Source organism: Streptomyces sp. NPDC029041, assembly GCF_040637515.1.
GTDB lineage: Bacteria > Actinomycetota > Actinomycetes > Streptomycetales > Streptomycetaceae > Streptomyces.
Genome location: NZ_JBEZWO010000005.1, coordinates 428757 through 448745 on the forward strand (window position 1 = coordinate 428757; position 19989 = coordinate 448745).

A 19989-nucleotide genomic window follows, 5' to 3' on the forward strand; every position below is an offset into this window, starting at 1 on the left:
AACGACGATCCATAGTGACGTATTCCGGCCGCTCAGTCCACTGCCACCGGCACGCGGTGACCCACGCCACGTGCGACGGTCCGGCCGCCGCCCCGCGCCGCCAGCCGGGAACGCAGTGCCAGGAGGGTCAGCAGGGCCAGCAGAGTGCCGCCCATCGGCACCAGGAAACCGGCGCCCGACCAGAAGCGGTCCTCCAGCTGTCCGGCGACCGTGACGGCGGCGGCCTGGCCGAGCGCCACCGCGCCGGTCAGCCAGGTGAAGGCCTCGGTGCGCGCGCCGGCCGGGACCAGACTCTCGACCAGGGTGTAGCCGGTGATCAGGGCGGGCGCGATGCACATGCCGACCAGCAGGCCGAGGCCCGCCAGGACCGGCACCGAGTGGGCGGCCCACAGGCCCGACGCGGTGAGGGCGAGCGCCGTGTAACCGACGACCAGGCGTCGCTGCGGGGCCGCCTTCCAGGCGATCGCGCCGCAGACCACGCCGCTGAGCATGTTGCCCGCGGCGAAGACGCCGTAGAGGACACCGTTCAGTCCCGGTTCCCCGATCGACTCGGTGAACGCGGCCAGCGAGACCTGCATACCGCCGAAGACGGTGCCGATGCCCAGGAAGGTCACGATCAGCACGCGCACGCCGGGGACGCGCAGGGCCGAAGCGTGCTCCACGCGCGCGTGCCCGCTGCCGGCGACCGAGGGCTGCGTGCTCTTCTGCGCGGCGAACAGCAGTCCGCCGATCAGGGTCAGCGAGGCCTCGGTGACGAGCCCGGCGGCCGGGTCGACGGCCGTGCACAGGGCGGTGGCCAGCAGCGGTCCGACCACGAAGGTCAGTTCGTCCGTGACGGACTCGAAGGCGGCCGCGGTGGTCATCAGCGGCGAGTCCTTGAGCTTCACGCCCCAGCGGGCCCGCACCATCGGGCCGACCTGCGGCACCGAGGCACCGGTCGGGACGGCCGCCGCGAACACCGCCCACAGGGGCGCGTCCAGCAGCGCGAGCGCCGTCAGCGTCAGCCCGGCGACCGCGTGCAGCAGTACGCCCGGGATCAGCACGGCGCGCTGGCCGTACCGGTCGGCGAGGCGGCCGCTGTAGGGCGCGAACAGGGCCATGGAGACACCGGTGACGGCCGCGGCGGCGCCCGCCGCTCCGTAGGAGCCGGTGGTGTGCTGCACCAGCAGCACGATGGAGATGGTCAGCATCGCGAACGGCTGACGTGCCGCGAAGCCGGGGACCAGGAATGTCCAGGCGCCGCGGGTGCGCAGCAGCCGGCCGTATCCCGGGCGGGCGGAAGACGCCGGGTTCTCCGACGCCTTCGAGGTGACCGTGGACGCCACGGCCCGTGCCTTTCTGCCGCCTGGTAGCGCGGCCCCGAAGCGGGCGGCGCCGAGAGCTGTCCTCTTGCGCGGAACTGCGGTAGATGCCGGGGCCCGGTGAGGAGGGGTGTCCCGACCGCCATACGGTCGCGCCAGCCCTGCGTCAGGCAGAGTTGGTTCGATCTGGGTAACGCCTTCATCGTACAGGGATCAAGGCCCGGTGCGCCTGTGAAAGTGAGCACCATGGGGCCGCCCCCCTGTGAATCACAAAGGGCACAAACCCCCCTCAGGTGCTCGCTCCCTCAGGTGCTCGCCCCGCCCGTGCCCAGCCAGCCGGCCAGCTTGCCGCCGTGCCCCACGGCCCGCAGCCGGTTCTCGGTCGCGTCCCGGACGGGGTCCGTGGCGACCACGAGGAGCTCGTCCCCGCGTTGCAGGATCGTCGTGGGCAGCGGGACGAAGGACTCGCCCTCCCGCACGATGAGGGTCACTGCGGCGCCGTGCGGCAGCCGGAGTTCGGCCACTTCCACACCGTGCATCTTCGATTCGCCGGGGATCGCCACGGACAGCAGGTGCCCGCGCAGCCGCTCCAGCGGCGCCGACTCGATGCCGAGGTCGGCGGCCTCCGAACCGTCGCCGAGCCGCAGCTTGCGGCCCAGCCACGGCAGCGTCGGGCCTTGGACCAGGGTGTAGACGACGACCAGCACGAAGACGATGTTGAAGATCCGGCGGCTGGCGTCGACGCCCTCCACCATGGGGATGGTCGCCAGGATGATGGGCACGGCGCCGCGCAGTCCCGCCCAGGACATCAGGGTCTGCTCCTGCCACGGCACCCGGAACGGCGACAGGCAGACCATCACGCTCAGCGGGCGGGCCACCATGGTCAGGACCAGTCCGATGACCAGCGCGGGCACGATGTCGTCGCCCAGCTCGTGCGGGGTGACCAGCAGACCGAGCAGGACGAACATGCCGATCTGGGCCATCCAGCCGAGCCCGTCGGCGAACCCGCGCGTGGCCGGCCAGTGGGGCAGGCGCGCGTTGCCCATCACCATCGCGGCGAGGTACACCGCGAGGAAGCCGCTGCCGTGGGCCAGCGCGCCGGCCGCGTACGCCACCACGGCGATCGCCATGACGGCGATCGGGTAGAGGCCCGACGCGGGCAGCGCCACGTGCCGAAGGCCCCAGGAGCCAAGCCAGCCCACCGCGAGTCCGATGGCCGCGCCGATGGCCAGCTCCCCGATGATCACGCCCAGCAGCGTGTACCAGTGCTCGACCGGACCGGCCGTGGACAGGGAGACCACGAGGATGACCACGGGGGCGTCGTTGAAGCCGGACTCCGCCTCCAGCGTGCCCGTCACGCGCGCGGGCAGCGGGATCTTGCGCAGCACCGAGAAGACGGCCGCCGCGTCCGTCGAGGAGACGACCGCCCCGATGATGAGCGCCTGCCGCCACTCCAGCCCGATCAGATAGTGCGCGGCCGACGCCGTGACCCCGACGCTCACCGCGACACCGGCCAGCGCCAGTGCCGTGGCGGCCGGCAGGGCCGGCTTGATCTCCTTCCACTTCGTGCCCAGACCGCCCTCGGCCAGGATCACGACCAGGGCCGCGTATCCGATGACCTGGGTCAGTTCGGCGTTGTCGAAGTGGATGTCGCCCACGCCGTCCTGGCCCATGGCGACGCCTATCCCCAGGTACACGAGCAGGCTGGGGAGCCCGCTGCGCGAGGAGATCCGTACCGCTGCGACGGCGACGAGCAGGACGAGCGAGCAGACGAGCAGGAGCTGGTTGAGGTGGTGAACAGTCAGCGGCCGAATCCTTCCCTGGCCCGCACGCATGCGCGCGTGGGCTCACGTACATCGCACATGAAGCGGTGGCGCAGCGCGCCAACTACTTCGTTACCTTACCTAAGTCTTGACGATTTCTTGACGCTTCAGGGGGCAAGATCGAACGTCCGTCCGGGCTTGATCCCGACTCCGCGTCAAGGCGCGCAAGGCCCTGCGCCTATCGTTGCTCCAGCGCTCAGTTAAAAGCACAGCCGAACCTGCCGCTCGCGTTAGGACAGCAAGGACAGCGATGCCCCCCAACACCACCGCCTCCACGGGTCAGCAGCCCGGCAAGTCCGGCAGGAGAAAGGGGCGCAAAGCCCGACTTATCGTGCTCGTCCTCGTGCTGGCCCTCATCGGGGGTGTGGCGTACGGGTCGTACTGGTCCATCAGTACCGTCCGGGCCTCCTTCCCGCAGACCAAGGGCACCCTGACGCTGAAGGGCCTCTCGGGTCCCGTCGAGGTCAAACGCGACAACTACGGCATCCCGCAGATCTACGCCTCCTCCGACGCGGACCTGTTCATGGCGCAGGGCTACGTCCAGGCGCAGGACCGGTTCTACGAGATGGACGTCCGCCGCCACATGGCCTCGGGCCGGCTGTCGGAGATGTTCGGCAAGAGCCAGGTCGACAACGACGAGTTCCTGCGCACCCTCGGCTGGGACCGGGTCGCCCAGCAGGAGTACGACACCAAGCTGTCGGCGACCACGAAGAAGTACCTCCAGGCGTACGCCGAGGGCGTCAACTCCTACCTCCAGGGCAAGGACGGCAAGGACATCTCCCTGGAGTACGCGGCGCTGGGCTTCACCAACGACTACAAGCCGCAGGCGTGGACCCCGGTCGACTCGATCTCCTGGCTGAAGGCGATGGCCTGGGATCTGCGCGGCAACATGCAGGACGAGATCGACCGCGCCCTGCTGACCAGCCGCCTCGGCCCGAAGCAGATCGCCGACCTGTACCCGCAGTACCCGTACAGCCGCAACAAGGCGATCGTCCAGGAGGGCCAGTACAACGAGCTGGCGGGGGCGTTCGAACAGGGCGGCACGAGCGGCGCGTCCGGCACCTCCGGCGCGAACGGGACCGGCGGCACCTCCACCGGCACGGCGTCCGGCGGCTCCGGCACGGCCGGCACCGCCTCCGGCACGGCCGGCACCGCCTCCGGCGCCTCGGGCACCGAGGGCCTGGACAGCCAGCTCGGCGGCCTCACCCACGTCCTGGACGACCTCCCGCCGGCCGTCGGCGTGAACGGCGACGGCATCGGCTCCAACTCCTGGGTCGTCGGCGGGGAGCACACCATCACCGGCAAGCCGCTGCTGGCCAACGACCCGCACCTGTCGCCCTCCCTGCCGTCCGTCTGGTACCAGATGGGCCTGCACTGCCGCAGCGTCTCCAGCGCCTGCCAGTACGACGTCAGCGGCTACACCTTCGCCGGCATGCCGGGCGTGATAATCGGCCACAACCAGAACATCGCCTGGGGCATGACCAACTCCGGCGTGGACGTCACGGACCTCTACCTGGAGAAGATCACCGGCAACGGCTACCTGTACGACGGCAAGGTCAAGCCCTTCAAGACCCGCGAGGAGACCATCAAGGTCGCCGGGGGCACGTCCAAGAAGATCGTCGTACGGCAGACCGAGGACGGGATGCCCCTGCTGTCCGACCGCGACGAGGAGCTCGTGAAGGTCGGCAGGAAGGCCACCGTCGACACCGCCGCGCCCGACCGGGGTGACGGCTACGGCGTCGCGCTGCGCTGGACCGCCCTGCAGCCCGGCACCACCATGGACGCCGTCTTCGCCATGGACAAGGCGAAGAACTGGGGCGACTTCCGCAAGGCCGCGTCGCAGTTCGAGGTGCCCTCGCAGAACCTGATCTACGCCGACAACGAGAACCACATCGGCTACACGCTGCCCGGGAAGATCCCGATCCGCGCGAAGAAGGACAACGGCTCCATCCCCGCGCCCGGCTGGGACTCCGGGTACCGCTGGAGGGGCTACATCCCGCAGGACGCGCTGCCCTACGAGTACGACCCGGAGCGCGGCTACATCGTCACCGCCAACCAGGCCGTGATCGACCCGGACACGTACCCGTACACGCTCACCGCGGACTGGGGCTACGGCGCACGCAGCCAGCGGATCACCGACCTGATCCAGTCGAAGATCAAGGACGGCGGCAAGATCTCCACGGACGACATGCGCCAGATGCAGCTGGACAACAGCAGCGAGATCGCCCGGTTGCTGGTGCCCACGCTGCTGAAGATCGACCCGGAGAACCAGGACGTCCGCGACGCGCAGAAGCTCCTGGAGGGCTGGGACTACACCCAGGACGCCGACTCCGCGGCAGCGGCCTACTTCAACGCCGTCTGGCGCAACATCCTCAAGCTCGCCTTCGGCAGCAAGCTGCCCAAGGAGCTGCGGCCCAAGGGCCAGTGCCTGTGGGTCGAGCCGGTCAACACCACCGGCCCGGCCGACGAGGCCGAGAAGGTCCGCGAGTGCGGCCAGCGCGACCCCGACCAGGCCCAGCCGGACGGCGGGGACCGGTGGTTCGAGGTGGTGCGCACACTCATGGACAAGCCGGACAGCGACTGGTGGACGACCCCCGAGGTGGGCACCCGGCCCGCCGCCCACAACCGCGACCAGCTGTTCAAGCGGGCCATGATCGATGCCCGCTGGGAGCTGACCGCCAAGCTCGGCAAGGACATCGACACCTGGAGCTGGGGCCGGCTGCACCGCCTGTTCCTGAAGAACCAGACCCTCGGCACCGCGGGCCCCGGTTTCATCCAGTACGCCCTCAACCGCGGCCCCTGGGAGCTCGGCGGCGGCGAGGCCACGGTCAACGCGACCGGCTGGAACGCGGCCGGCGGCTACGGGGTCGTGTGGGTGCCGTCCATGCGGATGGTGGTGAACCTCGACGACCTCGACAAGTCGAAGTGGATCAACCTCACCGGCGCCTCGGGGCACGCCTACAGCGCCCACTACGTCGACCAGACCGACAAGTGGGCCGACGGCGAACTGCTGCCGTGGGCCTTCTCGGACCAGGCGGTCGAGAAGAGCACGGCCGACAAGCTGGTGCTCAAGCCGTGAGCCGCTGACGCCGGCAGGACGAGCGGCCCTCCACGCACGCGTGGAGGGCCGTTTCGCGTCAGCGTGCCGGCCCGAACCGCCGTACCCCCGACGGTGTCACCACCGCCTGGACCGGCCGGTCGTGCGGCTCCTCCGGGACGTGCTCGACGACCTCGGAGTCGTACAGCAGCACCACCAGCGCGGGGTGAACGCCCGCCCGCTCCAGTCGTGCCAGGACCCGGTCGTACGAGCCGCCGCCCCGCCCCAGCCGCATCCCGCGCGCGTCCACCGCGAGCCCCGGCAGCAGCACGGCGTCGGCGGTGGTCACGGCGTCCGGCCCGAGACGCTCGCCCACGGGTTCGAGGAGGGCCATCCTGGAGCCGTGGCGGACGGGCGCGAGCGAACTCGCGCCCTCGTACGCGCCCCAGTCGAGGTCGTTGTCGGGCAGCAGGACCGGAAGCAGCACGCGCACGCCCCGGTCGCGCAGGGCGTCAAGCAGCGCGGGAGTGCCGGGTTCACTCCCCACGGAGACGTACGCGGCGACCGTCCCGGCCCCCGCCAACTCGCGCAGCTCCAGCGCCCGCCCGGCCAGCGCGGCCGACGTTTCCCGCAGGTCGTCCGCCGTCAACCTGCTCCTCACCGCGAGGAGGTCGCGCCGCAATCTCCGCTTGTCAGGCTCGCCCGGACGTGCGATGGACCTCAATGGTTGCTCCCGTACCGTCCCAATACGCTCATATGAGCTCCTATGAACCGGAGCCGCAGATTCCATGCAAAGGCACCGGATAGGGTGGCCGACATGACTCAGCACCCTCGGATCAGCAAGGCTGTCATTCCCGCAGCAGGCCTCGGTACCCGGTTCCTGCCGGCCACCAAAGCCACTCCCAAGGAAATGCTGCCGGTCGTCGACAAGCCCGCGATCCAGTACGTGGTCGAGGAGGCCGTCGCCGCGGGTCTCGACGACGTCCTCATGGTGACGGGCCGCAACAAGCGCCCCCTCGAGGACCACTTCGACCGCAACTACGAGCTGGAGTCGGCCCTCCAGAAGAAGGGCGACGCCGGGCGCCTGGCCAAGGTGCAGGAATCCAGCGACCTCGCGACCATGCACTACGTCCGCCAGGGCGACCCCAAGGGCCTCGGCCACGCGGTCCTGTGCGCCGCCCCGCACGTGGGCGACGAGCCCTTCGCGGTCCTCCTCGGCGACGACCTCATCGACCCCCGCGACCCGCTGCTGCAGCGCATGGTCGAGGTCCAGGAGCAGCGCGGCGGCAGCGTCGTCGCGCTCATGGAGGTCGCCCCCGAGCAGATCCACCTCTACGGCTGTGCGGCCGTCGAGACCACCGAGGACAGCGACGTCGTCCGGGTCAGCGGCCTCGTCGAGAAGCCCGAGCCGGCCGACGCGCCCTCCAACTACGCCATCATCGGCCGCTACGTCCTCGACCCGCACATCTTCGAGATACTGCGCCGGACCGAGCCCGGCCGCGGCGGCGAGATCCAGCTCACCGACGCCCTCCAGCAGCTCGCCGAGGACGAGAAGATCGGCGGCCCGGTGCACGGCGTCGTCTTCAAGGGCCGCCGCTATGACACCGGCGACCGCGGCGACTACCTGCGTGCCATTGTCCGACTCGCATGCGAACGTGAAGACCTGGGCCCGGACTTCCGGACCTGGCTTCGCAGTTACGTAGCCGAGGAGATGTAGCACGTTGAGCAGCACCGCGCCCCACGTCACCGGCCAGGACCCCTTCGGCCCCGACCACCTCTGGTCGGTGGACGAGCACCTGGAGGACATCCTCGCCACCGTCCGGCCCCTGGAACCCATCGAGCTGCACCTGCTCGACGCCCAGGGCTGCGTCCTCGTCGAGGACATCACGGTGCCGGTGTCCCTGCCGCCCTTCGACAACAGCTCGATGGACGGCTACGCGGTACGGGTCGCGGACATCGCGGGCGCGAGCGAGGAGTTCCCGGCGGCCCTCGAGGTCGTCGGGGACGTCGCCGCGGGCCAGTCCGAACTGCTGCCCGTGGGCCCCGGTCAGGCCGCCCGCATCATGACCGGCGCCCCGCTGCCGCCCGGCGCCGAGGCGGTCGTGCCCGTCGAGTGGACCGACGGCGGTCTCGGCGAGGGCCCGGTGCACGGCATGCGCGCCCGCAGCCTCGGCCCCGAGGGCGCCACCGGCCACGTGCACGTGTACCGCCCGGCCGAGGCACGCGCGCACGTGCGCGCGAAGGGCAGCGACGTGAAGGCCGGCGACCGCGCCCTGGAGGCCGGCACCGTCCTCGGCCCGCCCCAGATCTCCCTGCTCGCCGCGATCGGCCGCGGCACCGTCCGGGTCCGCCCGCGCCCGCGCGTGGTGGTGCTCTCCACCGGCAGCGAACTCGTCCCCCCCGACACGGAACTGGGCACCGGTCAGATCTACGACTCCAACAGCTTCGCCCTCACCGCCGCCGCCCGCGACGCCGGCGCCATCGCCTACCGCGTGGGAGCCGTCGCCGACGACGCCGAGACCCTGCGCTCCACCATCGAGGACCAGCTGGTCCGCGCCGACCTGGTGGTCACCACCGGCGGTGTGAGCGTCGGCGCGTACGACGTGGTCAAGGAGGCCCTGTCCCACGTCGGCGACGAGGACGAGGCCGGCAGTGGCATCGAGTTCCGCAAGCTCGCCATGCAGCCCGGCAAGCCCCAGGGCTTCGGCTCCATCGGCCCCGACCACACCCCGCTGCTGGCCCTGCCCGGCAACCCGGTGTCGTCGTACGTCTCCTTCGAGTTGTTCGTCCGCCCCGCGATCCGCACCCTCATGGGGCTGGAGGACGTCCACCGCCCGACGACCCGGGCGACCCTGTCCGCCGGCAAGGCGCTGACCTCCCCGAAGGGCCGTCGGCAGTTCCTGCGCGGCACGTACGCCGACGGCACGGTCACGCCGGTCGGCGGCGCCGGCTCCCATCTGGTCGCGGCCCTCGCCCACGCGGACGCCCTGATCACCGTCCCCGAGGACACCGTCTCCCTCGAACCGGGCACCGAGGTCGAGGTGGTCCTGCTCGGCCGATAGCCGCTGGTTGGGGGTACCGTGTCGCGCACAACAGGCCCGTGCGCCGCACCGCGTCGGGCCCGGACCGGGAGCGTCACACAGCATGAACACGCAGGACCCACCCCCGCAGGACGGCCTCGCGCAGGACCGGCTGACGCACATCGACGAGGCGGGCGCCGCCCGCATGGTCGACGTGTCGGGCAAGGACGTGACCGCACGCACCGCCCGCGCCAGCGGACGCGTCCTCGTCTCGCCCCGCGTGATCGAGCTGCTGCGCGGCGAGGGCGTCCCGAAGGGCGACGCCCTCGCGACCGCGCGGATCGCCGGGATCATGGGCGCCAAACGCACCCCCGACCTGATCCCGCTCTGCCACCCGCTGTCGGTGTCCGGTGTGAAACTGGACCTGTCGGTCGCGGACGACGCCGTGGAGATCCTGGCCACCGTGAAGACGACGGACCGCACGGGTGTCGAGATGGAGGCCCTCACCGCGGTCTCCGTCGCCGCGCTCACCGTGATCGACATGGTCAAGGCGGTCGACAAGGGAGCGGTCATCACGGACGTACGCGTGGAGGAGAAGACGGGCGGCAAGTCGGGCGACTGGAGCCGGTCATGACGTATCGCGCTCTCGTCGTCACGGCCTCGAACCGGGCCGCCGCCGGGATCTACGAGGACAAGGGCGGCCCGATGATCTCGGACGGCCTGAAACGCTTCGGCTTCGAGGTCGACGGCCCGCAGGTCGTCCCCGACGGCGACCCGGTCGAGGCCGCCCTGCGCGCCGGCGCGGACGCCGGCTACGACGTCATCGTGACCACCGGCGGCACGGGCATCTCGCCCACCGACCGCACGCCCGAGGCGACCCGCCGCGTCATCGACCACGAGGTGCCGGGCATCGCCGAGGCCATCCGGGCGTACGGCCGCCAGAAGGTGCCGACCGCGGCGCTCTCCCGGGGCCTGGCCGGAGTGGCGGGCGGCACGCTGATCGTCAATCTGCCCGGCTCCAGCGGCGGAGTGAAGGACGGCCTCGCCGTCCTGGAGCCGCTGCTCGTCCACGCCGTCGAGCAGCTCCGGGGCGGCGACCACCCCAGACCCGGCAGCGGGGGTGCGAGCTGAACAGCCCATCCTGGCCCGTGGAACTGGTGGACGGCGACATCGTCCTCAGGCCGATAAAGCTGCGCGACCAGCGGGCCTGGCGCGAGGTCAACCGGCGCAACCGCGACTGGCTGCGCCCCTGGGAGGCGACGATCCCGCCGCCCGCGCCGGGCGGGCCCATGGCGCACCGGCCCACCTTCCGCCAGATGGTCCGCCATCTGCGCTCGGAGGCGAACGCGGGCCGGATGCTGCCCTTCGTCATCGAGTACCAGGGGCGGCTGGTCGGGCAGTTGACCGTCGCAGGGATCACCTGGGGATCGATGTGCTCGGGGCACGTCGGTTACTGGGTGGACGAGTCGGTGGCCGGCCGCGGGGTGATGCCGACATCGGTGGCGCTCGTCGTGGACCACTGTTTCCGCACCGTCGGACTGCACCGCATCGAAGTCTGCATTCGTCCGGAGAACGGGCCCAGCCGCCGGGTCGTGGAAAAGCTCGGATTCCGCGAGGAGGGGCTGCGGCCGCGCTATCTCCACATCGACGGAGCGTGGCGCGATCACCTCGTCTTCGCCCTCACGGCCGAGGAGGTGCCGGACGGCTTGCTCAAGCGCTGGCACCGGGCACGCGCGCAGAGCAACCCGGGAATGCGCAACCACCCGGGAAATTGAATACATGTTCGAAATTGATCGGTCGATGACCGTCTCAGGGCAATGAATTCCCGGCCTGAGCGGTCTGCTGATCGCATCGGTCGCAAAAAAAGTTCGAAATATCAGCCAGATCGTGCGACACACCGGCTCAATTGGCAGATGGCCTCACACAAACCCCTCTACGGTGTGAGACGTGAGCAGCAGCGGCCTCATCTACGCAGTCATTGTCGGGGCCTGGGCCGCCTACTTGGTGCCGATGTGGCTCCGTAGGCAGGACGAGCTGAACGAGGCCCGTCCGACGGAACGCTTCAGCACCGCCATCCGGCTGCTGTCCGGACGGGCGGGGATGGAGCGCCGGTACGCCAAGGACCTGCGGGCGCGCTCCACCGACGAGGGGGAGCAGGGCGCCGACGACCCGGACGCCGTCACCGACTCGGTGGACGTCCGGGCCTTCGCCGTGTCCAAGACCCGCCCGCAGGCCCAGGCACCCGTCCCCTCGCCCGCCCCCGAGCAGCCGGCCCGCCCGGCGGCCCCCGAACCCCAGGCCCGGCAGTCGCCCGCACCCGACGCGGCGCGCTCCGGGCGTCCCCGGGAGCGGGTGCCCGCGGCCCGGCACAACGCCTCGGCGCGAGCGAACCAGGCAGCCGCGGCACGAGCCCGGCGCTCCAAGGTTCTCGCGCGCCGCCGGCGCACCACCATCATGCTGTTCCTCGCCTTCACCCTCGGCGCGATCGTCGCCGCGGTCGGGGGACTCGCGTTCCTGTGGGCCCCCGGCGTGCCCGCGGTCATGCTCAGCGTCTACATCGCCTACCTGCGCTCCCAGGAACGCCGCCGCTTCACGTACCAGATGGACCGCCGCATGGCCGAGGCCGCGGCCCAGCGCCTGCGGGAGCGGCAGCGCCAGCCCCGCCGGCGCGCCCTGGCCGACGAAGAGAGCGACGAACCGGAGGAGGGAGCCGAGCCGGTGACCGACCCCGGCCTCTCGGCCCTCGCGGCGGACCGACGCGCCCTCGTCGAGCAGACCGACCACGCGGAGTGGGTCGACCAGCAGCGCGAACGGCAGCGGCGGCCCGGACAGGGCGGCGACAGCTGGGAGCCCGTGCCGGTGCCCCTGCCGACCTATGTGACGGCCCCGGTCGCCCCGCGGGCCACCAGCGACGTGGACCTCGGCGCCCCCGACACCTGGAGCGCGGCCCGGTCGAGCACGGTGACCCCCGACGCGGAGGCAGGCCCCGGCGCCGCCGGCCACCCGGGCGAGCCGCACCCGACCGCCCAGGACGACGGCGACGGCGACGGCGACGGACGCACCGACGCCCGCCGCGCGGCCTCCGCCCGACGGGCCCGGGAGCGCGGGCGCACCCCGCTGTTCGACCAGTACGAGGACGGGGAGCGGCCCCGGGCCGCGAACGAGTAGCGCCGCGAAGCCGCAGGTGACCGCCCCTCGGGAACGGATTTCCAAGCAGGCCGATCGGGGTGCTAAAGTTTCACTCGTTGCAAGGGCCTGTGGCGCAGTCCGGTAGCGCACCTCGTTCGCATCGAGGGGGCCAGGGGTTCAAATCCCCTCAGGTCCACGCAGCTCAGAGCCCCGGTCGGGACACCGACCGGGGCTCTGACGTGTGTTCAGCGCCACAACGTTGCCCAAGCTTGGCCCGGCCGTGGATCTCCGCAGCGATCTCACCGCGGACACTGGGGCGTCCAGTGGATGCGCTCACGCGGAGGTGCCGTGGCCCCCTTCGTTTCCGAGGCCGTCGCCGCCGTCCTCGCGGGCGGGACGGACCTGTTCCTCGCCCGGGCGGCGTGGCTGCACTGGACCGGCTCCGACCGGGCGCCCGACCTGCTGTTCGGGTACTCGCTGAACCCGTCGGTCATACGCGGGCACGAGCGCGGCATCGTCCCCCTCGCCGCCTTTGCGGTCTGCCTCACGGTCGGTGTCGCCGCCGCCACCGCCGCCAAGGGCGCAGCGGGGCTCGCACTGGTGCATGTCAGTGGGGTCTTCATCCTCGGCTCGATCCCTTGGACGGCGCTGCACCTGACGATCGCCTGGTTCAACTGGCCGAAGGCGCTGGTGCCGCCGCACCGGCGGGGCGAGAGTGGCTCGGTGACCGAGTGGTGGCGGCAGCGCGCGGCGGGTGACAAGGGCCGCGGCCGGGACGCTCGCTGAGCCCTCGTCAGCCGTGTGATCAGAGTCGCTTCGCGAAGCAGCGGCTCGCCTCGTGGTGGCGGTAGTAGCCGAACTTGGCGCACGGCTCATAGCCACTGGACGTGTACAGGGCAATGGCCTCCGGCTGCTTGGTGCCGGTCTCCAGAACCATACGGATGCGGCCGGCCGCGCGGGCGTCCTCCTCCAGAGCGGCCAGGACCCGCCGGGCCAGCCCCCGGCCACGCATGGCGTCGATCACATACATGCGCTTGAGCTCGGCGTCGCCGTCGAGATTGCCCTCGCCGTTGGTGTCCTGGGCGCGCCAGCCGCCCGAGGCGACGGGGGTGCCGTGCTCGTCGTACGCGATCAGGTAGACGCCGTTCGGCGGCGCGAAGTCCGCGGCGGCCATGGGCGTGGCGTCGCCGTCGTCGCCGTAGCGGACGGCGTACTCGGCCTGGACCTGGTCGTTCAGCTTCATGGCGTCGGGATGGTCGAAGGAGACCCGGCGTATGTGCATGGCCGCTACCGTATTCGATCCGGAACTGGACCTCGTCCAGCGTGCCGGTATCGTGCCGGGGTGCTCACTGTGACCTCTGTGAATGTGAACGGGCTGCGTGCCGCCGCGAAGAAGGGCTTCGTGGAGTGGCTCGCCGGCACCGAAGCCGACGTGCTGTGCCTGCAGGAGGTGCGCGCCGAGCCGGAGCAGCTGCCGGAACACGTCCGCACCCCCGAGGGCTGGCACGTCGTGCACGCGCCGGCCGCCGCCAAGGGGCGGGCCGGGGTGTCCCTGTACAGCCGCCGCGAGCCCGACCGGGTCCAGATCGGGTTCGGCTCGCAGGAGTTCGACGGCAGCGGGCGGTACGTGGAGATCGACCTGCCCGGGGTCACCGTCGCGTCCCTCTATCTGCCCTCCGGCGAGGTCGGCACCGAGCGGCAGGACGAGAAGGAACGCTTCATGGGTGAGTTCCTCGCCTACCTGAAGGGGCTGCGGGAGCGTGCCGCCGCCGACGGGCGCGAGGTGCTCGTCTGCGGCGACTGGAACATCGCCCACCAGCGGGCTGACCTGAAGAACTGGCGTGCCAACCAGAAGAACTCCGGGTTCCTGCCGGAGGAGCGCGAGTGGCTCGGCCGGGTGCTCGACCCGGCCGACGGCGGCTACGTCGACGTCGTACGCGCCCTCCACCCGGACGTCGAGGGGCCGTACTCGTGGTGGTCGTACCGGGGGCGGGCCTTCGACAACGATTCAGGATGGAGGATCGACTACCACGTGGCCACCACCGGGCTGGCCGAGCGCGCGGTCAAGGGGTTCGTGGAAAGGGCGGCCACGCACGCCGAGCGGTGGTCCGACCACGCGCCGGTGACCGTGGTCTACGACCGTTGAAGGCCTCCGCATCCCCGGTCCGCGACCGTCAGGGCTTCCGCATCCTCCGGTCCAGCGCCAGTGACAGTTCCGCCTCCACCACGCTGCGGGCCAGGGGGCGCAGGCGGGGCAGGTTCTGGGCGGAGGTGTGGCGGAGGACGAGGTCGGTGAAGAGGTCGGCGAGGGCGTCGGCGTGGGTGCGGACCTGTTGGGCGGCGCGGAGGACCTCCGGGAGGGGGATGCCCTCGCGGACCAGGGCCGACGAGACGTCCAGCAGGCGGCGGCTGATGTGGACGATCTCCTCGCCGTCGGTGCCGAGGTAGCCGAGTTCCATCGCGGCGGCGAGGTTCTCCGGTGTGACCTCGCCCGCGTAGCGGTCGGCGAGCTCCTCCGGGGTGAGGTGGACGGGCTCCTCCTCGGTGGGGCCGCCGACGCCGAGCAGGTCGCCGACGTCCCGGCCGTGGTCGAAGGCCTCCGCCAGTTCCGCGATGCCGTTGAGGGTGTGGCCGCGTTCCAGCAGGGCCGTGATCGTGCGCAGCCGGGCCAGGTGCTGGTCGTCGTACCAGGCGATGCGGCCCTCGCGGCGGGGTGGCCGGATGAGTTTGCGTTCGCGGTAGAAGCGCAGGGTGCGCACCGTGATCCCGGCGAGGCGGGCCAGCTCTTCCATGCGGTATTCACGCTTCTCGGCCACCTGGGCACCTTAAGGCGTACTGCGGGTAACTTCCTTGTCCCGCCCCCTACCCATCAGTACGCCGCTGCCCTACGCTCCCACTGCGCCAGTGTTCACTGGCGCGGTTCTCGTGGTGTGTGGAGGTGTCGGCATGGGCGAGCGCGAACACGAGCATGTGCGGGTCGCTGTGGTCGGGTCCGGGTTCGGCGGGCTGGGGGCCGCCGTGCGGCTGCGCCGCGAGGGGGTCACCGACTTCGTCGTCCTGGAGCGGGCGAGCAGTGTCGGCGGCACCTGGCGGGACAACAGCTACCCCGGATGCCGGTGTGACGTGCCCTCGCACCTCTACTCGTTCTCCTTCGCGCCCAACCCCGACTGGCCGCGCACCTTCTCGGGGCAGGAGCACATCCGCGCCTACCTGGAGCACGTGACGGACGTGTTCCGGCTGCGCCCGCACCTCCGCTTCGATTCGGAGGTGAAGCGGATGACCTGGAACGCGGAGCGGCTGTGCTGGGACATCGAGACCAGCAGCGGGAACCTGTCGGCGGACCTGGTCGTCTCGGCGACCGGGCCGCTGTCCGATCCGAAGGTGCCGGACATCCCCGGGCTGGAGACCTTCCCCGGCAAGGTGTTCCACTCGGCCCGCTGGGACCACGACTACGACCTGCGCGGCAAGCGCGTCGCCATGGTGGGCACCGGCGCCTCGGCCGCCCAGATCGTGCCGTCGATCCAGCCCGACGTCTCGCGGCTCACCCTGTTCCAGCGCACGGCGCCCTGGGTGATGCCCCGCATGGACCGGACGATCAGCGACGCCGAGCGGTGGGTGCACCGGCGGCTGCCCTTCACCTCGCAGGTGCGCCGCGGACTGCTGTGGGGCATCCGCGAGCTGCAGGTGCAGGCGTTCACCAAGCATCCGAAGCAGCTCGGGCTCGTCGAGGACCTGGCCCGGCGCAACATGGCCCGGTCCATCAAGGATCCGGCCCTGCGGGCGAAGCTCACCCCGGACTACCGCATCGGCTGCAAGCGGATCCTGCTGTCCAGCGACTACTACCCGGCGCTCGCGCAGCCGAATGTGGACGTGATCGCGAGCGGGCTGACCGAGGTCCGCGGTTCGACCCTCGTCGCCGCCGACGGCAGTGAGGCCGAGGCGGACGCGATCGTCTTCGGTACCGGATTCCACGTCACCGACATGCCCATCGCCGACCGGGTCGTGGGCGCCGACGGGCGGACGCTCGCCGAGACCTGGAAGGGCGGCATGGAGGCCCTGCGCGGCGCCTCGGCGGCCGGCTTCCCCAACTGGATGACGGTCATCGGGCCCAACACCGGTCTCGGGAACTCCTCGATGATCCTCATGATCGAGTCCCAGCTGAACTACCTCGCCGACTACGTCCGGCAGCTCGACGTCCTCGGCGGCCGGGTCGCCCTGGACGCCCGCCCGGACGCCGTGCGCACCTGGAACGACCGGCTCCAGGAGCGTATGAAGCGCACCGTGTGGAACACCGGCGGCTGCACCAGCTGGTACCTCGACGCGAGCGGCCGCAACACCACCATCTGGCCCGGCACCACCGGGGAGTTCCGGCGGGCGACGCGGCGGGTGGATCTCGCGGAGTACGAGGTCCTGCGCGCGCCCGTGCCGGACAGGCCCGCCGCGCGGACGGCCGGGGTGGACGCGTGAGCCGCCTCCTGCTCCCCCAAGCTCTCGGCTTCGCTCGAGCAGGGGGGACCCCCATCGACTCCGGCCCCTACGCCCCGCCCGCCCCGGCACGCGAGCTGACCGCCGTCTCCGCCGACGGCGCCCGGCTGCACGTCGAGGTCCACGGGCCCGAGGGCGCCCCCGCCGTCGTCCTCGCCCACGGCTGGACCTGCTCCACCGCCTTCTGGGCGGCGCAGATCCGCGACCTGGCCGCGGACCACCGGGTCATCGCCTACGACCAGCGCGGTCACGGCCGCAGCCCCGCGAGCTCCGCGTGCAGCTCCGACGCGCTCGCCGACGACCTGGAAGCGGTCCTCGAGGCCGCCCTCGCGCCCGGTGAACAGGCCGTGATCGCGGGGCACTCCATGGGCGGGATGACCGTGATGGCGGCCTCCGGGAGAGCCGCCTTCCGGGCGCACGCGGCCGCCGTCCTGCTGTGCAGCACGGGCAGTTCGCAGCTGGTCGCGGCCTCCACCGTCGTGCCGATGCGGGCCGGGCGGGTACGGACCTGGCTGACCCGGCGGATCCTTGGCTCCCGCGCCCCGCTCGGGCCGGTCACGCCCCTGGCCCGCCGGATCCTCAAGTACGGCACGATGGGACCCGGTTCGGCCCCGCACATGATCGAGGCGTGTGCCCGGATCGTGCACGCCTGCCCCCGCAAGGTCCGCCACTCCTGGTCGCAGGTGCTGGATCTGCTCGACCTCGACCACGGCGTGCGCGAGCTGGACGTGCCCACGGCCGTGCTCGTCGGTACGGCGGACCGGCTGACGCCGCCGGTGCAGGCGCGGGCCCTGGCCGCCGCCCTGCCGCACTGCACCGGGCTCGTGGAACTGCCCGGCATCGGCCACATGACGCCGGTCGAGGCGCCCGGACTCGTCGGCGCGACGATCCGGGAACTCGCCGCCGCACACATCCACGTCGTGACCGAGGAGAGCGCATGAGCAGGGTGAGCCTTGAGGGCAAGGTCGCCGTGGTGACCGGAGCGGCGCGCGGCGTCGGGGAGTTGATGGCCCGCAAGCTGTCGGCGCGTGGCGTGAGGGTGGCGCTGGTCGGCCTGGAGCCGGACGCGCTCAAGGAGGTCTCCGGCCGGCTGCACGGCGACAGCGACCACTGGCACGCCGACGTCACCGACCACGAGGCGATGGCCCGCGTGGCGAGCGAGGTCGAGGAGCGCTTCGGCCGGGTCGACATCGTCGTCGCCAACGCCGGTGTCGCCACCGGCGGGCCGTTCGCGGACTCCGACCCCGAGTCCTGGCGGCGGGTGATCGAGGTGAACCTGATCGGTTCGGCGGTGACCGCCCGGGCGTTCCTGCCGCTGCTGACGCGGAGCCGGGGCTATCTGCTGCAGATCGCCTCCCTCGCGGCGATCACCCCGGCGCCGATGATGACCGCGTACTGCGCGTCCAAGTCGGGCGTGGAGGCGTACGCGCACTGCCTGCGGGCCGAGGTCGGGCACCGGGGCGTGAAGGTGGGCGTCGGCTATCTGTCGTGGACCGACACCGACATGGTGCGCGGGGCCGACCAGGACGACGTCATGCGGGAGTTGAGGCAGCGGCTGCCCTGGCCGTCCAACAAGACCTACCCGCTTGGGCCGGCCGTCGACCGGCTCGTGGAGGGGATCGAGCGCAGGTCGAGCCATGTGTACGGGCAGTGGTGGCTGCGCGGGATGCAGGGCGTGCGCGGCTACCTGCCCGCGGTCATCGGGACGGTGGGCCAGCGCGAGATGCGACGGTTCGCGGACCGGCTGACGGGCATGCGCACGGGCCTCGTCGGGGCCGGTGGAGCGGCCGACGAACAGGAGCGGACTACGCTGCGTAAGTGATCGACATGCGCAGGGTCACGACCCGTGTGAATCTGATCGAGCCAGATCCCCTCACCCCCAACGGGAGTGAACCCACATGGGTATGAAGGACCAGTTCCAGGAGAAGTCCGAGCAGTGGCAGAACCAGGCTCGCCAGAAGGCGGACCAGGCTCGCGAGCAGATGCAGGGCCGCGGCCGCCGGCGCGACGAGGACATGGACCCCTCGCAGCCGCAGCGTGACCGCGAGCGCTCGGAGCCGCAGCGCGACCGTGAGCGTGAGCGTGACGAGGACCGCTTCGACCAGGACTTCGACGCCTGACGTCGCGTGCCGCAGGAAAGGGGTGTCCCGTTGCGGGGTGCCCCTTTCCCCCTTGTGGCGCCCGGGCGTTCACGCCCTGGGCGGCAGCTTCGGACGGGAGCGGTCGGGTACGTCGCTGTAGGTCGGCGGTGTGGCGGGCGGGTCGGTCTCCAGCAGTGCGAGTGCCAGTTCCACCGCGTCGGCCAGCTGGGCGTGCCGTCCCTCGGCCCAGTCCAGCGGGGTGCGCAGGACGTCGATGTCGGGGGCGACGCCCTTGTTCTCGACCGACCAGCCGTACGCGTCGAACCAGGCCGCGTTCATCGGCACCGTGATCACCGTGCCGTCGCCCAGCTCGTGACGGCCGGTCATGCCGACGACACCGCCCCAGGTGCGCTGTCCCACGACCGGGCCGAGCTTCAGCAGCTTGAATGCCGCCGTGATCATGTCGCCGTCGGAGGAGGTCGCCTCGTCCGCCAGGGCCACCACCGGGCCCCGTGGTGCGTTCGAGGTGTACGAGACCGGCTGGGCGTCGCGGGTCAGGTCCCAGCCCAGGATCGTCCGGCTCAGCGTCTCGATGACGAGTTCGCTGATGTGGCCGCCCGCGTTGCCGCGCACGTCCACGATCAGCGCGGGGCGGGACACCTCCATGCGCAGGTCGCGGTTGAACTGGGCCCAGCCCGAACCACCCATGTCCGGGATGTGCAGATAGCCGCAGCGCCCGCCGCTCAACTCGCGCACCACCGAACGGCGTTTGGCCACCCAGTCCTGGTAGCGCAAGGGGCGCTCGTCGACGAGCGGCACGACGGCGACCCGCCGGGCCGGGGCCCCGACCCGCGCCGAGTCCGCCGCCGGGTCGTCGTCCGAGCTTCCCTCCGCCGGGCCGTCGGCCGGGGTCGTCGCCGGGTCATCGGCCGAGACCGTCGCCGGGCCGTCGTCCGAGCTTCCCACCGCCGGGCCATCGACCGAGTCTGCCGCCGTGTCCGGTGCGGAAGCCTCCGCCGTGACCTCCGCCGTGTCCGGTGCGGAAGCCTCCGCCGTGACCTCCGCCGTGTCCGGTGCGGAAGCCTCCGCCGTGACCTCCGCCGTGTCCGGTGC

Annotated in this window: 19 protein-coding genes and 1 tRNA gene; 14 read left to right on the forward strand and 6 right to left on the reverse strand. The window is 71.6% G+C overall.

The window, feature by feature from the left end:
* Positions 1 to 32 precede the first annotated feature (32 nt).
* Together AB0F04_RS15325 and AB0F04_RS15330 are read right to left on the reverse strand one after the other, a co-directional pair.
* Positions 33 to 1325: an MFS transporter gene (locus AB0F04_RS15325; protein WP_362041566.1), complete on the reverse strand. Its 1293-nt coding sequence runs from the start codon at positions 1323 to 1325 to the stop codon at positions 33 to 35.
* Positions 1326 to 1606: 281 nt separating this feature from the next.
* Positions 1607 to 3136: a potassium/proton antiporter gene (locus AB0F04_RS15330; protein WP_362041568.1), complete on the reverse strand. Its 1530-nt coding sequence runs from the start codon at positions 3134 to 3136 to the stop codon at positions 1607 to 1609.
* A 238-nt stretch (positions 3137 to 3374) separates the two neighbouring features.
* Here AB0F04_RS15330 and AB0F04_RS15335 point away from each other — a divergent pair, with 238 nt between their 5' ends.
* Complete coding sequence (locus AB0F04_RS15335) at positions 3375 to 6203, forward strand: penicillin acylase family protein (protein ID WP_362041570.1); 2829 nt, start codon at positions 3375 to 3377, stop codon at positions 6201 to 6203.
* A 58-nt stretch (positions 6204 to 6261) separates the two neighbouring features.
* Here the strand turns inward: AB0F04_RS15335 and AB0F04_RS15340 are convergent, their stop codons facing one another.
* Positions 6262 to 6885 (reverse strand): 5-formyltetrahydrofolate cyclo-ligase, encoded by a 624-nt coding sequence (locus AB0F04_RS15340; RefSeq protein WP_362041572.1) that lies wholly within the window; start codon positions 6883 to 6885, stop codon positions 6262 to 6264.
* 93 nt (positions 6886 to 6978) lie between these two features.
* Between AB0F04_RS15340 and galU the strand changes: the two genes are divergently transcribed.
* From galU to AB0F04_RS15380, 8 genes are all read left to right on the forward strand, one after another.
* A complete protein-coding gene (galU, locus tag AB0F04_RS15345) occupies positions 6979 to 7878 on the forward strand; it encodes a UTP--glucose-1-phosphate uridylyltransferase GalU (RefSeq protein ID WP_362041575.1) in 900 nt (299 codons plus the stop codon).
* 4 nt (positions 7879 to 7882) lie between these two features.
* A complete protein-coding gene (gene glp / locus AB0F04_RS15350; RefSeq protein WP_362041577.1) occupies positions 7883 to 9223 on the forward strand; it encodes a gephyrin-like molybdotransferase Glp in 1341 nt (446 codons plus the stop codon).
* Positions 9224 to 9305: 82 nt separating this feature from the next.
* A complete protein-coding gene (gene moaC / locus AB0F04_RS15355; RefSeq protein ID WP_362041579.1) occupies positions 9306 to 9815 on the forward strand; it encodes a cyclic pyranopterin monophosphate synthase MoaC in 510 nt (169 codons plus the stop codon).
* On the forward strand, positions 9812 to 10312 hold the full coding sequence (locus AB0F04_RS15360; protein ID WP_362041580.1) for a MogA/MoaB family molybdenum cofactor biosynthesis protein: 501 nt from the start codon (positions 9812 to 9814) through the stop codon (positions 10310 to 10312). The genes moaC and AB0F04_RS15360 overlap by 4 nt, the downstream gene beginning before the upstream one ends.
* Before the next feature lie 23 nt (positions 10313 to 10335).
* Entirely contained in the window at positions 10336 to 10956 is a 621-nt protein-coding gene (locus AB0F04_RS15365; protein ID WP_362041956.1) for a GNAT family protein, read from the forward strand.
* A gap of 172 nt (positions 10957 to 11128) precedes the next feature.
* Positions 11129 to 12349 carry a gephyrin-like molybdotransferase receptor GlpR gene (gene glpR, locus AB0F04_RS15370; protein ID WP_362041583.1) on the forward strand — a complete coding sequence of 407 codons (1221 nt, stop codon included), beginning with the start codon at positions 11129 to 11131 and terminating at the stop codon, positions 12347 to 12349.
* Positions 12350 to 12432: 83 nt separating this feature from the next.
* Positions 12433 to 12506 (forward strand) — tRNA-Ala (locus tag AB0F04_RS15375).
* A gap of 152 nt (positions 12507 to 12658) precedes the next feature.
* Positions 12659 to 13096 (forward strand): hypothetical protein, encoded by a 438-nt coding sequence (locus AB0F04_RS15380; RefSeq protein WP_362041585.1) that lies wholly within the window; start codon positions 12659 to 12661, stop codon positions 13094 to 13096.
* A 19-nt stretch (positions 13097 to 13115) separates the two neighbouring features.
* On the opposite strand, the gene AB0F04_RS15385 is transcribed toward AB0F04_RS15380, so the two are convergent.
* Positions 13116 to 13592, reverse strand: coding sequence for a GNAT family N-acetyltransferase (locus tag AB0F04_RS15385; RefSeq protein ID WP_362041587.1), 477 nt, complete (start codon positions 13590 to 13592; stop codon positions 13116 to 13118).
* Between the two features lie 60 nt (positions 13593 to 13652).
* Here AB0F04_RS15385 and AB0F04_RS15390 point away from each other — a divergent pair, with 60 nt between their 5' ends.
* Positions 13653 to 14456, forward strand: coding sequence for an exodeoxyribonuclease III (locus AB0F04_RS15390; protein WP_362041589.1), 804 nt, complete (start codon positions 13653 to 13655; stop codon positions 14454 to 14456).
* Positions 14457 to 14484: 28 nt separating this feature from the next.
* Here the strand turns inward: AB0F04_RS15390 and AB0F04_RS15395 are convergent, their stop codons facing one another.
* Positions 14485 to 15126 (reverse strand): MerR family transcriptional regulator, encoded by a 642-nt coding sequence (locus AB0F04_RS15395; RefSeq protein ID WP_362041591.1) that lies wholly within the window; start codon positions 15124 to 15126, stop codon positions 14485 to 14487.
* Positions 15127 to 15256: 130 nt separating this feature from the next.
* Between AB0F04_RS15395 and AB0F04_RS15400 the strand changes: the two genes are divergently transcribed.
* The 4 genes from AB0F04_RS15400 (at position 15257) to AB0F04_RS15415 (ending at position 18915) form a co-directional block, all read left to right on the forward strand.
* Positions 15257 to 16777 carry an NAD(P)/FAD-dependent oxidoreductase gene (locus AB0F04_RS15400; RefSeq protein WP_362041592.1) on the forward strand — a complete coding sequence of 507 codons (1521 nt, stop codon included), beginning with the start codon at positions 15257 to 15259 and terminating at the stop codon, positions 16775 to 16777.
* Between the two features lie 53 nt (positions 16778 to 16830).
* Entirely contained in the window at positions 16831 to 17736 is a 906-nt protein-coding gene (locus AB0F04_RS15405; protein ID WP_362041959.1) for an alpha/beta hydrolase, read from the forward strand.
* Complete coding sequence (locus AB0F04_RS15410) at positions 17733 to 18617, forward strand: SDR family oxidoreductase (RefSeq protein WP_362041595.1); 885 nt, start codon at positions 17733 to 17735, stop codon at positions 18615 to 18617. Before AB0F04_RS15405 ends, AB0F04_RS15410 begins: the two co-directional genes overlap by 4 nt.
* A gap of 76 nt (positions 18618 to 18693) precedes the next feature.
* Positions 18694 to 18915 carry a hypothetical protein gene (locus AB0F04_RS15415; protein WP_352097187.1) on the forward strand — a complete coding sequence of 74 codons (222 nt, stop codon included), beginning with the start codon at positions 18694 to 18696 and terminating at the stop codon, positions 18913 to 18915.
* A 69-nt stretch (positions 18916 to 18984) separates the two neighbouring features.
* On the opposite strand, the gene AB0F04_RS15420 is transcribed toward AB0F04_RS15415, so the two are convergent.
* Positions 18985 to 19989, reverse strand: a 1005-nt coding sequence (locus AB0F04_RS15420) for a S41 family peptidase (RefSeq protein WP_362041597.1), incomplete at its 5' end; no start/stop codon positions are given.